At 54.4% G+C, this 13,126-nt stretch carries 14 protein-coding genes; 7 read left to right on the top strand and 7 right to left on the bottom strand.

Features of this window, described 5'->3' with window-relative positions:
• Nucleotides 1-114: 114 nt before the first annotated feature.
• The 3 genes from rph to hemW are packed head-to-tail and all read left to right on the top strand — an operon-like array spanning nt 115 to nt 2,582.
• Entirely contained in the window at nt 115-831 is a 717-nt protein-coding gene (rph, locus tag K7H22_RS03180; protein WP_230799278.1) for a ribonuclease PH, read from the top strand.
• Entirely contained in the window at nt 824-1,432 is a 609-nt protein-coding gene (gene rdgB, locus K7H22_RS03175; RefSeq protein WP_230799277.1) for an RdgB/HAM1 family non-canonical purine NTP pyrophosphatase, read from the top strand. The genes rph and rdgB overlap by 8 nt, the downstream gene beginning before the upstream one ends.
• On the top strand, nt 1,425-2,582 hold the full coding sequence (hemW, locus tag K7H22_RS03170) for a radical SAM family heme chaperone HemW (RefSeq protein ID WP_230799276.1): 1,158 nt from the start codon (nt 1,425-1,427) through the stop codon (nt 2,580-2,582). The genes rdgB and hemW overlap by 8 nt, the downstream gene beginning before the upstream one ends.
• 5 nt (nt 2,583-2,587) lie before the next feature.
• Here the strand turns inward: hemW and K7H22_RS03165 are convergent, their stop codons facing one another.
• The 7 genes from K7H22_RS03165 to hemJ all read right to left on the bottom strand — a co-directional run bounded on the left by K7H22_RS03165 (nt 2,588) and on the right by hemJ (nt 9,986).
• Nucleotides 2,588-3,496, bottom strand: a complete 909-nt coding sequence (locus K7H22_RS03165) for a ParB/RepB/Spo0J family partition protein (RefSeq protein ID WP_230799275.1) — start codon at nt 3,494-3,496, stop codon at nt 2,588-2,590.
• Entirely contained in the window at nt 3,493-4,320 is an 828-nt protein-coding gene (locus K7H22_RS03160) for a ParA family protein (protein WP_230799274.1), read from the bottom strand. Before K7H22_RS03160 ends, K7H22_RS03165 begins: the two co-directional genes overlap by 4 nt.
• Nucleotides 4,313-4,930 carry a 16S rRNA (guanine(527)-N(7))-methyltransferase RsmG gene (gene rsmG, locus K7H22_RS03155; protein ID WP_230799273.1) on the bottom strand — a complete coding sequence of 206 codons (618 nt, stop codon included), beginning with the start codon at nt 4,928-4,930 and terminating at the stop codon, nt 4,313-4,315. The genes K7H22_RS03160 and rsmG overlap by 8 nt, the downstream gene beginning before the upstream one ends.
• The gene (gene mnmG, locus K7H22_RS03150) at nt 4,927-6,804 is read right to left on the bottom strand and encodes a tRNA uridine-5-carboxymethylaminomethyl(34) synthesis enzyme MnmG (RefSeq protein WP_230799272.1); all 1,878 of its coding nucleotides are present in this window, start codon (nt 6,802-6,804) and stop codon (nt 4,927-4,929) included. The genes rsmG and mnmG overlap by 4 nt, the downstream gene beginning before the upstream one ends.
• Nucleotides 6,805-6,807: 3 nt before the next feature.
• Complete coding sequence (gene mnmE / locus K7H22_RS03145; RefSeq protein ID WP_230799271.1) at nt 6,808-8,094, bottom strand: tRNA uridine-5-carboxymethylaminomethyl(34) synthesis GTPase MnmE; 1,287 nt, start codon at nt 8,092-8,094, stop codon at nt 6,808-6,810.
• A 33-nt stretch (nt 8,095-8,127) separates the two neighbouring features.
• Nucleotides 8,128-9,417 carry a transcription termination factor Rho gene (gene rho / locus K7H22_RS03140; RefSeq protein WP_230799270.1) on the bottom strand — a complete coding sequence of 430 codons (1,290 nt, stop codon included), beginning with the start codon at nt 9,415-9,417 and terminating at the stop codon, nt 8,128-8,130.
• Nucleotides 9,418-9,536: 119 nt separating this feature from the next.
• On the bottom strand, nt 9,537-9,986 hold the full coding sequence (hemJ, locus tag K7H22_RS03135) for a protoporphyrinogen oxidase HemJ (RefSeq protein WP_230799269.1): 450 nt from the start codon (nt 9,984-9,986) through the stop codon (nt 9,537-9,539).
• Between the two features lie 417 nt (nt 9,987-10,403).
• Here hemJ and K7H22_RS03130 point away from each other — a divergent pair, with 417 nt between their 5' ends.
• The 4 genes from K7H22_RS03130 to dnaQ are packed head-to-tail and all read left to right on the top strand — an operon-like array spanning nt 10,404 to nt 13,120.
• Nucleotides 10,404-11,003, top strand: a complete 600-nt coding sequence (locus K7H22_RS03130) for a Maf family protein (protein WP_230799268.1) — start codon at nt 10,404-10,406, stop codon at nt 11,001-11,003.
• Nucleotides 11,000-11,848, top strand: a complete 849-nt coding sequence (locus K7H22_RS03125) for a shikimate dehydrogenase (protein ID WP_230799267.1) — start codon at nt 11,000-11,002, stop codon at nt 11,846-11,848. The genes K7H22_RS03130 and K7H22_RS03125 overlap by 4 nt, the downstream gene beginning before the upstream one ends.
• Complete coding sequence (gene coaE, locus K7H22_RS03120; RefSeq protein ID WP_230799266.1) at nt 11,845-12,438, top strand: dephospho-CoA kinase; 594 nt, start codon at nt 11,845-11,847, stop codon at nt 12,436-12,438. Before K7H22_RS03125 ends, coaE begins: the two co-directional genes overlap by 4 nt.
• Nucleotides 12,431-13,120 (top strand): DNA polymerase III subunit epsilon, encoded by a 690-nt coding sequence (gene dnaQ / locus K7H22_RS03115; protein ID WP_230799265.1) that lies wholly within the window; start codon nt 12,431-12,433, stop codon nt 13,118-13,120. The genes coaE and dnaQ overlap by 8 nt, the downstream gene beginning before the upstream one ends.
• Nucleotides 13,121-13,126 lie beyond the last annotated feature (6 nt).

Below are 13,126 nucleotides of genomic sequence, written 5' to 3'. Positions count from 1 at the left end.
TACAAAGTCCCCTATGGAAGCCCATTAAAGAGCTTGGGTGCGAAAGGTCAATCAAGCTTGCGTTTTCGGCGCTTTGGACTGTATCCCCGACGATAAATCAGGAAAGGTCCGAAAATGCGCCCCTCAGGTCGAAAACTAAGCGAAATGCGCCCGATTTCAATTGAAACGGGCGTGACCAAACATGCCGAAGGGTCGTGCATGATCCGTATGGGCGACACACATGTTCTGTGCACCGCAACGATCGAGGACCGTGTACCGCCCTTCATCAAGGGCAGCGGTCTGGGATGGGTGACAGCAGAATACGGAATGCTGCCGCGCTCGACCACCAGTCGCATGCGTCGTGAAGCAGCCAGCGGCAAACAAGGCGGTCGTACGGTTGAAATCCAGCGCCTGATCGGGCGTTCGCTGCGGGCGGGCGTTGACCGCGTCGCCTTGGGAGAGCGTCAGATCACCGTCGATTGCGATGTGATTCAGGCCGATGGCGGCACGCGTTGCGCGTCGATCACCGGCGGATGGGTTGCCCTGCGTCTGGCTGTGGACAAACTGATGAAGACCGGCGCGGTTACCGGCAATCCCTTGATAGAGCCCGTTGCGGCCGTTTCCTGCGGGATCTACGCGGGTCAGCCGGTTCTGGATCTGGACTATCCCGAGGACAGCGAGGCCGGCGTTGACGGAAATTTCATCATGCTCTCCAGCGGTCAGCTGATCGAGGTGCAGATGTCAGCCGAGGGTTCGACATATTCCCGCGCGCAAATGAACGAACTTCTGGATCTGGCAGAGCATGGCGTCAAGGATCTGGTCAAGGCGCAGCTGGCGGCTGTTGATGCGTAGGTTTTCAGGCGACCGTCTTCTTGTAGCAACCCACAACAAGGGCAAGCTAGAGGAGATTGCTGATCTTCTGGTGCCTTTCGGCGTGGCAGTCGTAGGCGCCGCCGAGATGGCCCTGCCAGAACCGGACGAGACCGAAAGCACCTTTATCGGTAATGCAAGGATCAAAGCCCATGCAGCGTCTATGGCAACAGGCCTTCCCGCTTTGGCCGATGATTCCGGTATCGCGATCGATGCACTTGATGGCGCTCCCGGCGTTTATACTGCTGATTGGGCAGAAACTCCGAACGGGCGGGACTTTAGCTTGGCCATGAGGCGTGCACATGACGCGCTTGAAGCTGCAAAAGCCCCTATTCCGCGGACTGCGCGATTTTGCTGCACACTGGTTCTGGCTTGGCCCGACGGACATGACGAAGTGTTCGAAGGCGTGATGGAAGGCCAGGTTGTCTGGCCCATGCGCGGCGATCAGGGCCACGGTTACGATCCGATATTTCAACCGAACGGCTATGACATCACCTTCGGAGAGATGGATCGCTGGGAAAAGAACCGTATCAGCCACCGTGCCGAAGCTTTCAAAAAACTCGTTGCGGGCTGCTTTGACTGAGGATTGGCAAAACGGTGGTTTCGCCATTTATCTGCATTGGCCCTTCTGCCAGGCCAAATGCCCCTATTGCGACTTTAACAGCCATGTCGCCCGCGAGATTGATCAATCCCGCTGGAAACAAGCCTATCTGGCCGAGATCGACCGCTATGCCGAACAGACCCAAGGGCGGGTGTTGACCTCGGTATTCTTTGGCGGTGGCACGCCCAGCCTGATGCAACCGGATGTGGTTCATGCAGTGCTTGAGCGGATCAAACAACGCTGGCCTCAAGCAAATGATTTGGAAGTCACGCTGGAGGCCAACCCGGGATCAGTCGAGGCAGGGCGCTTCAAAGCCTATGCCGATGGCGGCGTGAACCGGATATCCATGGGAATTCAAGCGCTTAACGATACTGACCTGCAAAAACTGGGACGCATCCACACCACGAAAGAGGCCCTGGCCGCCTTTGACGTGGCGCGCGCTCGGTTCGAACGGGTCAGCTTTGACTTGATCTACGCAAGACAGAACCAGTCATTAGATTCTTGGAAAACCGAGCTAAAACAGGCGCTCGCGATGGCTGTTGATCATCTTTCGCTTTATCAACTGACAATCGAGGATGGAACAGCTTTTGGGGATCGCTATGCGCGCGGAAAGCTGACGGGGCTTCCGCCAGATGATCTGTCTGCCGACATGTACAAAGCGACACAGGATATCTGCGAGGATGCAGGCTATCTCGGGTATGAGATTTCCAATCACGCCAGATCAGGCGCGGAATCGCGGCATAATAGGGTCTATTGGCGCTATGGTGACTATGTAGGCATCGGACCCGGCGCGCATGGGCGGCTGTCTTTTGGCGGTCAGCGTTACGCAACCGAGGCGTGGAGCAATCCGAACAAATGGCTTGATCTTGTCGGGCAGGAACAGAGCGAGAAGGAAAGATCCTCCCTGACGGGCGCGGATCAGGCAAGCGAGTTCCTGATGATGGGCCTTCGATTGACAGAAGGTGTTGATCAAAGACGGTTTGAGGCGCTGTCCGGCCAACCCTTGCCTGTTGACCGGATCGAGTATCTTTCAGACCTCGGCATGATCAACGTTCAAGCCTCAAACCTGACGGTGACGCCCCAAGGACGTATGGTTCTGAACGCGATCCTTGCAGAGTTACTTGCCGGTTAACGGCGTCAGGAGCCAAGCTTCTGGCACAGTTCATCTAGCTCGTCCAACGATGTGTAACGAATAGAAACCAGACCCGACTCCTGCCCATTATCGTGCTGGATTGACACTTTCATCCGCAGGTTTGCCGACAGATCAGCCTCTAGTGCGCGCGTATCGGCATCCTTGTCTTTTGGCTGGCGAGTCTTGGTCTGTGATGCATCTTTCGTTGCAGATGACTGGTCTGGTGCCTTTGCCAGCCGCTCTGTCTCCCGCACGGACAAACCATTCTCGATGACTTTTCGTGCCAAAGACACCGGATCCTGCGATGTTATCAAGGCACGCGCATGACCGGCAGACAACTGACCATCCCGTAGATATGTCTGAACCTCTTCCGGCAACTGCAACAGACGCACGAGGTTGGCGATGTGACTTCTGCTCTTTCCAAGAACGGCTGATAGCTTCTCTTGTGTGTGGCCAAACTTTTCCATCAACTGCTTGTAGCCAACGGCTTCTTCCACAGGATTGAGATCTGCCCTTTGGATATTCTCAATAATGGCGATTTCCAAAACTTCGGTATCGTTGAAGTCCCGCACCAGAACCGGAAGCTCGTGAAGCTGGGCCATCTGGGCAGCTCGCCAGCGCCGCTCGCCAGCGACTATTTCGAATGTCCCTTCTGCCATCTCGCGACGGCGCACGATCAATGGCTGAATCACCCCCTTTTCGCGGATCGAAGCCGCGAGATCCTCAAGCTGCTCGTTCTCAAAACGGCGTCGTGGCTGATGCGGGTTAGGAAAAATCTTTTCGATCGCAATCAGAAAGTCGGACTTTCTTGGCTGTCCTGCATCAGCAGCGCGCTCTTCTTGCGGCGCAACATCAGCCATCAGCGCGGATAGACCCCGCCCCAAACCGCGGGTCTTGGGTTTCTTGTCGCTCATGTCGCGGCCCCTTCTTCAACTGAAATACGCCCGTGATTTGTCAAAAGTTCCTCTGCCAGCGCCACATAGGCACGAGCGCCCTTGGATTCAGGATCGTAATCCAACACCGATTTAGCAAAAGACGGCGCTTCCGACAGCCTCACATTTCGCGGAATAACTGTCTTGAAGACCAGTTCACCCAGATTGTCGCGTGCATCTGCCTCAACCTGCTGGGACAAGTTGTTGCGTATGTCATACATCGTCAACACAACACCTTCGATTCTCAGTGTCGGATTTGCTGTTTGCCGCACCTCGCGGATCGTCAACATCAACTGCGACAATCCCTCCAGCGCAAAAAACTCTGATTGCAGCGGCACCAGAACCGAATGGGCAGCCACCATGGCGTTTACAGTCAGCAGGTTCAGGGATGGCGGGCAATCAATCAAAACGTAGTCATATTCCAACGCATCCATCGCAAACTGACGAAGCGCATCATGGAGAAGGAAACTGCGCTTCTCATTCGATACAAGCTCGACATCCGCAGAGCTAAGATCAACAGTCGCCGGGACGATATGAAGACCTGTTGTCTCGGTTGGCTTGATCACGTCGGACAGTCCGACATCATCCAGCAGCAACTCATAAGTCGTATATTCACGATCTTCTGTCTCGATCCCAAGACCGGTTGATGCATTACCCTGCGGATCAAGATCGACGATCAGAACCTTGCAATCCAGTCTTGCAAGCGCCGCGCCCAGATTGATCGTGGTCGTTGTTTTACCGACCCCGCCTTTTTGGTTGGCGATTGCTATAATTCTCGGGCCTGTAGGTCTCAGCGGATCAGACACGCGCAATATCTCCGATTCTCAGGATCACAGACCCCTCTTCCGTGTTGCTCTTCAGTGCTTCATAGCTGAAAGACCAATCATTGCGCGCCATAGCAAGCTCTTTTTCCCACGACATGCCCTTCGCGAACAAGGCGATCCCTCCCTTTGCAAGATGACGGTCGGCATAGCCAAGCAGCGTTCCCAGTTCCGCCAGTGCACGTGCCGAAACAGCATCAGCATTCTGGGGCGGCAATACTTCGATTCTTTCACAGATTACGGTGCCGGCTACACCCGCCTCGCGAATGGCGGCACGCAGAAATGCTGCCTTTCGACTGTCGCTTTCAACCAGACAAACGTTTTGCTGATTGTCATTCTCTGCCGCCATGATCGCGACAACGATACCTGGAAGACCGCCACCGCTTCCAAGATCAAGCCAGCGCCCGAACTGATTTGGTCCAGCCCGATAGACCTCAACGGAATCAAGAATATGGCGCGTCCAGATATCGGAAACACTTGATTTCGAAACCAGATTTATCTTGGCGGTCCATTTCTCGATCAGAGCGACATACCGTTCAAGGCGATGAAATGTTTCACGTGAAACATTCAGGTCCTCTGCCGTCAATTTTGTCACGCCAACCTCCGGCGACGCGCCTGGCGTAGCTTGGCGAGTATCAGCGTCAACGCAGCAGGCGTCATCCCGTCTATCCGCGAGGCCTGTAAAAGGTTGGCAGGCTGTGCGCGATCAAGCTTGAGCTTCAATTCGTTGGAAAGACCTTCGATCCCCGAGAACAGGAAATCAGCAGGAATTTCTTGCATCTCATCACGGCGCATCGCATCCACGTCGCGCTGTTGGCGTTGGATGTAGTTCGCGTAAAGCGCATCGCGCGACAACTGTTCACGCGTGTCCAAATCGACATCAGACAGATCTGGATCAAGGGCCAACAAATGGTCGAAAGTCACATCAGGAAAAGCCAAAAGCTGGAAGGCAGTCCGGCGCGATCCGTCCTGATTAAAGGTGAGGCCAAGCGCAGACAGATCCTTAGGTGTGTAGCTTTTCTCGTCTAGACGCGTTCGACCGGACGACAGCGCCTCCATCTTGGTCGTAAAAACCTGTGCACGAGCAGGCCCAATACAACCCAACTCCATTGCCTTGGGCGTCAATCTTTGATCGGCGTTATCTGCTCGCAGTGAAAGACGGAATTCCGCGCGCGATGTGAACATCCTGTAGGGTTCGGTGACTCCACGCGACACAAGATCGTCCAGCATGACACCAATATAACTGTCTGCGCGGCTGAACAGAACGGGCGCCTTATCCAAGGCTTCCGATGCGGCATTCAAGCCGGCAACCAACCCTTGGGCCGCAGCTTCTTCATATCCGGTAGTGCCGTTGATCTGACCCGCAAGGAAAAGTCCTGGAACGGATTTGACAGACAAACGCAGGTCAAGCGCCCGCGGATCAACGTAATCATACTCGATCGCATAGCCCGGTTGGAGAATTACAGCTTCTTCCAGCCCGAGGATTGAATGAACATAATCATTCTGCACATCTTCGGGCAGAGATGTCGAAATCCCGTTTGGATAAACCGTATGATCATCCAGACCTTCAGGTTCCAGAAATATCTGGTGCGAGGGCTTGTCTGAGAACCGGACAACCTTATCCTCGATCGAAGGGCAATAACGCGGTCCTACGCCTTCGATATGGCCTCCGTACATTGCAGATCGGGACAAGTTGTTCTGAATGATATCATGCGTCTTTTGGTTGGTATGCGTGATACCGCACGAAATCTGTCGCAGTGGCGGGGACTTTGAGAGGAAAGAAAACAAGACGGGTTCAGCATCGCCCGGCTGAGATTCAAGCTTGTCCCAAGCTATTGTACGACCATCAAGCCGCGGCGGAGTCCCCGTTTTCAGGCGCCCCAAAGGTAAGCCGAAACTGTCCATGCGCTGCGCGAGCGGGACGGACGGCCTGTCGCCCATTCGTCCACCAGGTCTTGCTACATCGCCAATATGGATCACACCACGCAAAAATGTGCCAGTGGTCAATATAACAGATCTGGCCGCAAGTTGGGACCCGTCAGCCAAGGTTACACCTGACACACGGCGGTCTTGCATGATCAGGTCAACAACCTCACCCTCTATAACGGTAAGGTTCTCACGACCCGACAACTCGACCTGCATCGCCTCTCGGTACACTTTTCGGTCTGATTGAGCCCTCGGCCCTTGCACGGCCGGACCTTTCCGGCGGTTCAACAGCCGAAACTGGATACCAGACTTGTCCGCAACACGCCCCATAACGCCGTCCATGGCATCAATCTCGCGTACAAGATGGCCTTTCCCAAGTCCTCCGATCGCAGGATTACAGGACATGATGCCGATACTCGCGCAGGTAAGGGTGACCAATGCGGTTCTTGCACCCATACGCGCAGCCGCATGCGCGGCCTCTGCGCCTGCATGACCACCTCCAACAACGATCACATCGAAATCAGATTGTTTCACGTGAAACATTCCTCACTTGCCTACACAAAAACTGGAGAAAATCTCATCCAGCAGGTTCTCGACATCCACCCGACCGACAAGAGATTCCAGCGCGCGAATTGCCTGTCGCATATCATCTGCCGCAAGGTCATACATATCCGGACCCAGCCGCAATTGTTCCTCCGCCTCACCCAAGGCAGCTAGTGCCCTGACCATGGCCACCCGATGCCGTTCTCGCGTAGCAACACCCAAGGTAGCAAGCCGACCGGATAGACGAGTCGAGATTTTCTCTACCAGAGATTCGACCCCTTCGCCACTCATCCCAGACACAGCACCTGTCTTGTCGTCGAGAAGGTCAGCCTTTGCACGAACAACAATATCGTCATCCTCGGGTAAAAAATCCGGTAAAGCGCCCTCATCCAGAAGAAACACACGCAAATCCGCAAGCGCCGCCCGTTCTTTCGCACGCTGAATACCAATTCCCTCAACTACATCCGTGGTTTCGCGCATACCTGCGGTATCCAGCAAAGTTACTGGCAACCCTGAAAGGTCCATCCGTACCTCGATCACATCACGCGTCGTCCCTGCGAACTCGGACGTAATCGCCGCCTCGCGCCCTGCCAAAGCGTTCAGCAAAGTTGACTTGCCCACGTTCGGCGGTCCGACAATCGCAACCTCGAAACCTGACCGGACACGCTCGGCTGTTTCAACGCCCGCGCATTCGCGTGACAATTCCGACTTTACGCCAGCCAACAACTCCGTCACCTCAGGGGTAACATCTACAGGCACTTCCTCATCGGCGAAGTCGATCGTTGCTTCAAGAAGCGCTGCCGCCCTTATCAAATCGCGTCTCCACCCTTCCGCGACTTTTCCAAGATCACCCGAAAGAACCCGCAACGCCTGACGCCTCTGGGCTTCGGTTTCCGCTTCAATCAGATCCGCCAGCCCTTCGACTTGCGCGAGGTCCAGTCGTCCGTTCTCTAAAGCGCGGCGTGTGAATTCCCCCGCTTCTGCTGTGCGACAGTCAGGAAGTTCCGACAGCACGCGCAAGACCGCATTTACAACCGCAATACTTCCATGCAGATGAAATTCGACCACATCCTCGCCAGTGAAGCTGGCGCCTTGCGAGAAAACGACAACCAGTGCCTCATCCAGCCGCACACCGGAGGCATCACGCAGCACGCGGACCGATGCAATCCTCGGATCGGGAAGATCACCGCAAAGCATCAGACAAGCCGCATGCGCCTGCGGGCCAGATATACGAATGACCGCAACTCCGGCACGACCCGAAGCGGTCGCCAGTGCGAAAACGGTATCCATGAACGATATAACCTTCTGTTTTAAAACATAAAGTTAAGAATTCATCGAATCAAAGAACTCGCCGTTCGTCTTGGTCTGTTTCAACTTCGAAATCAGGAATTCGATCGCATCGGTGGTGCCCATCGGGTTCAGGATACGGCGCAGGACGAAGGTTTTATGCAGATCTTTTGCATCTACAAGAAGGTCTTCCTTCCGCGTACCGGACTTGAGGATATCCATTGCCGGGAAGACGCGCTTGTCGGCAACCTTGCGATCAAGCACGATTTCCGAGTTGCCCGTGCCTTTGAATTCTTCAAAAATCACCTCATCCATCCGGCTTCCCGTATCGACCAGTGCTGTCGCGATGATCGTCAGCGAACCGCCTTCTTCAACATTCCGGGCAGCACCAAAGAAGCGTTTTGGACGCTGCAGAGCGTTCGCGTCCACACCGCCGGTCAGAACTTTACCCGAGGATGGAACCACCGTGTTAAAGGCCCTGCCCAGGCGTGTGATGCTGTCAAGAAGGATGACCACGTCGCGCTTGTGCTCGACCAGACGCTTTGCCTTCTCGATCACCATTTCCGACACTGCAACGTGACGGGTTGCAGGCTCATCAAACGTAGAGGAAATAACCTCGCCTTTGACTGAACGCTGCATATCCGTCACTTCCTCGGGGCGTTCATCAATCAACAGGACGATAAGATAGCATTCTGGATGGTTGCGTTCGATGGAATGCGCGATGTTCTGCAGCAGAACCGTCTTACCTGTTCGCGGCGGCGCCACGATCAGCGAGCGCTGACCTTTCCCGATCGGCGCAACCAGATCTATGATCCGCGCTGAACGGTCTTTGATCGTCGGGTCCTCGATCTCCATCTTCAAACGCTCGTCGGGATAAAGCGGAGTCAGGTTCTCGAAAGCGATCTTGTGACGTGCCCTGTCGGGATCTTCGAAATTGATCGTGTTCACGCTGGTCAGCGCAAAGTATCGCTCTGTCTCTTCCGGTGCTTTCATAACACCTTCAATCGAGTCGCCGGTCCGCAACGCGTATTGGCGGATCATCTCGGGCGAGACATAGATGTCATCCGGACCAGGAAGATAGTTCGCCTCCGGCGAACGCAAGAACCCGAAACCGTCCTGAAGAACCTCCAGCACGCCATCACCACCAATTTCCCAGCCTTCTTCGGCCATCTCCTTGAGAATGGCGAACATCATATCACCCTTCCGCATGGTCGAGGCATTCTCGATCTCGAGTTCCTCTGCCATGGCAAGCAGGTCTTTCGGGCTTTTCGCCTTCAACTCTGCAAGGTTCAGGCGTTCGATGGGTTCAGCAACGTCGTCATTCATGGGAATATCCTGATGACCGGCACAAGCGCGGCGCATGGTCTTTTCTGAGATGGAAACCTCCATCCGGACGGATGGCTTGTCAGACCCGTAGTTAAAATCATTCGTCGAGTCAATTCAGATCAGAATTTGACCACCACAGAGATCACGATCAAGAACATCAAAATCGTCGGGACTTCGTTCATCATCCGGTAATTGCGACCTGACAGCGTATTGCGACCAGATGCAAAAGCCTTGCGATGCCGACCCAGCCACATATGAAACCAAGTCATTCCCAGAACAGAAACCGCCTTGGTCCAAGGCCAGACGAAAGACCAGTCAACGATCCCCGGCGTCATCACAAGCGCCAGACCGAACAGCCAGACCACTATGATCGAAGGGTTCATAATGAAGCGGTAAAGCTTGTACTCCATTACCGTGAACACCTGATCGCGGCTGTCACCAGGTTTGGATTGTTCAGCATGGTAGACGAAGAGCCGCGGCAGATAGAACAGCCCAGCCATCCACGTGATAACAGCCATGATATGGAACGCTTTGATCCATGGATATGCCAAAGCCAGAAAATCGGTCATGTGATCCCCTTGATCGCTGAACCCTCTTAAAAAATAAATATATAAGAGAAAAGGATGATGTTTATGTAGTGTGCCATTCTGCCTGTGGATTACGTGTTTACACCGGAACGACAAGCCATAGGCAAGACCTGTAGATAAAACCTTGATATCTTGTGCAACGTGAAGCTTTTTGATATATAATATAATACTATCAATAACTTATATCTTAGATCCTCAAAGTGTTTCTGTGGAGAAAATGGCCGATACTTCTTTGATGGTCGAAAACGTCCACAGCGTGCTTTTCATCCTTTACACATGTTGAGAAAAACGCTGGAGGAAACGACTTATCCCTCGGCCAACGACACCTTGCACCTGATGGGTTAATTTCGCAGTAATCATCCCTAACAACTCCTTGCACCGCTCCACTGGGTTATTCACATGCCGCAACCGATCATCCTTGCATCTGGCTCTTCAATCCGTGCACAGCTTCTGACCCAAGCAGGGCTGGTTTTCGAGGTTCGGAACCCACGCGTAGATGAAGAAATGCTGCGCGACGCCATGCTTGCGGAGGGTTCAAGCTCACGCGATCTCGCCGATGCTTTGGCCGAGATGAAATCCCTTCGCATCAGCGAGAAACACCCAGAAGCTTTGGTCATAGGATGCGATCAGGTGCTGGATCTGCAAGGTAAAGTGCTGAACAAACCCCGCTCGCGTGACGAGGCGCGCGCGCAACTGATTCAGTTGAGAGGGACACGGCACAACTTGCTCTCTGCAGTAGTGATCTGCGAAGCAGGAAAGCCGATCTGGCGCCATATCGGTCAGGTCCGTCTGTTTGTGCGGGATTTCAGTGAAAGCTGGCTGGACGGTTATCTGGACAGGAACTGGCCGGATATCGGGGACGCTGTCGGGTCCTACAAGCTTGAAAAAGAAGGCGTGCGCCTGTTCTCGCGTGTTGACGGAGACTATTTTACCGTTCTTGGTCTGCCCTTGTTAGACCTTTTGTCTTATTTGTCATTGAGGGGGGATATAGAGGCATGACAACTGATAGCGCTCCACTGCCCAGAATTCCTTTGGCGGGTGTCATCGGTTCGCCAATTGCGCATTCCAAATCGCCGGCCTTGCATGGTCACTGGCTCAAGACGCTCGGACTATCTGGTTTTTATATTCCTATGGATGTAAGCCCCGACAGTCTTGCAGACGTTCTGCAAGCCCTGCCGAAAGCCGGTTTTGTAGGGGTCAATGTCACCGTTCCCCATAAGGTTGCTGCGCTGGAATTGGCGGATCTTGTCACGGATCGTGCGACACTGATCGGTGCCGCGAATACGCTTATCTTTCGCAAGGATGGCAAGATCCATGCTGATAACACTGATGGCTACGGATTTATCGAAAATCTGCGTCAGAATGCTCCCTCTTGGAATCCGTCTGCCGGTCCCGCCGCAGTCTTGGGCGCAGGAGGTGCTGCACGGGCCGTAATCGCATCACTACTTGATGTCGGCGTGCCCGAGATCCTGATTTCCAACCGGACCCGCATCAGGGCCGAAGGGCTGCAACACGACTTTGGCCACCGGTTGAAGGTGGTAGACTGGGTGCAGGCAGGCAATATGCTTGAGGATGCCGCAACCGTTGTAAACACCACATCGCTTGGCATGATGGGAAAGCCGGAATTGCGGGTGCCGCTCGACGGGTTGCAGAAGAACGCATTGGTGACCGATCTTGTCTATGCACCGCTGCAGACGCGCCTGCTGCGCGTGGCGCATGAGATGGGCTGCCAGACCGTTGATGGACTTGGCATGCTTCTGCATCAGGCTGTTCCGGGATTTGAGCGTTGGTTCGGGCAAAGACCTCCGGTTGACACGGAAACACGGGCGGCTGTCTTGAAATGACCTTTGTGATCGGATTGACCGGCTCGATCGGGATGGGCAAATCCACGACCGCCCGACAGTTCGCCGAGCAGGGTTGCGCGGTCTGGGATGCGGATGCGGCTGTGCACCGGCTTTATACTGCGGGCGGGGCAGCCGTTGCACCGCTCGCAGCGATATTTCCTGATGCAGTCATAGACGGTGCAATATCGCGCAATGTGCTGAAATCCATCATTGGGCAAAACCCGCAAGCTTTGATGAAAATCGAGAAAATCGTGCATCCGCTGGTGGCCAAGGATCGCGCAGACTTCATAGCGAGCACAGAATCCGACATTATCGTGCTGGATATTCCCTTACTTTTCGAAACGGGAGGTGAGGCACGCGTTGACGCAACTGTCTGCGTGTCCATTGATGTTGAAACCCAAAAAGCGCGGGTGATGGCGCGCGGAACGATGACAGAAGAGCAGTTCAACACAATCCTCGCAAAACAGATGCCTGATGCTGACAAGCGTGCCCGTGCCGACTACGTTATTGTCACGGATACAATTGATCACGGTGCCGAACAGGTCAAATCTGTTCTGGCCGATATCAGAAAGCGGATGACCCATGCGTGAGATCGTTCTGGATACCGAAACAACAGGCTTCGAGCCCGCAGAAGGTGACCGGATCGTAGAAATTGGTGCGGTCGAGCTTTTCAACCACATGCCCACGGGGCGCACATTCCACGAATATATCAACCCGCAACGCACGATGCCGCAAGCCGCGTTCGAAGTGCACGGCTTGGGCGACGATTTCCTGCGCGACAAGCCGCTATTTGCAGAAATCGGGCCCAAGTTTCTGAACTTTGTGGGCAACGCGAAACTTGTCATTCACAACGCCGCATTTGATATGAAGTTCCTGAATGCAGAATTGGGCTGGATAAAGCTTCCGTTGCTTCCGATGGATCAGGCCATTGATACGCTGATGATCGCGCGCAAGAAGTTTCCCGGATCGCCCGCATCCCTTGATGCTTTGTGCCGTCGTTTCGGGATCGAAACAGCGCGTACGCTGCACGGTGCCTTGCTGGACAGCCAGATCCTTGCAGAGGTCTATCTTGAACTGATCGGTGGGCGGCAGCCCGATTTCGCTCTGTCCACGGCGTCATCGTCGGATGTCAGTGTCACAACCAATAAGCAGTGGCGTGCAAAGCCGCGACCCTCGCCCTTGCCTGCACGCATCACGCAAGAAGAAGCCGCCGCCCATGACGCTTTTATTGAAGCGATGGGCGACGGCGCATTGTGGAAGAAACTAGGATAGTTTCAG

Origin of the sequence: Seohaeicola saemankumensis (genome assembly GCF_021021435.1) — a bacterium.
Classification (GTDB): domain Bacteria; phylum Pseudomonadota; class Alphaproteobacteria; order Rhodobacterales; family Rhodobacteraceae; genus Seohaeicola.
The sequence above is the reverse complement of the archived record's forward strand: the minus strand, read 5'-3'. Positions and strand labels throughout refer to the sequence as shown.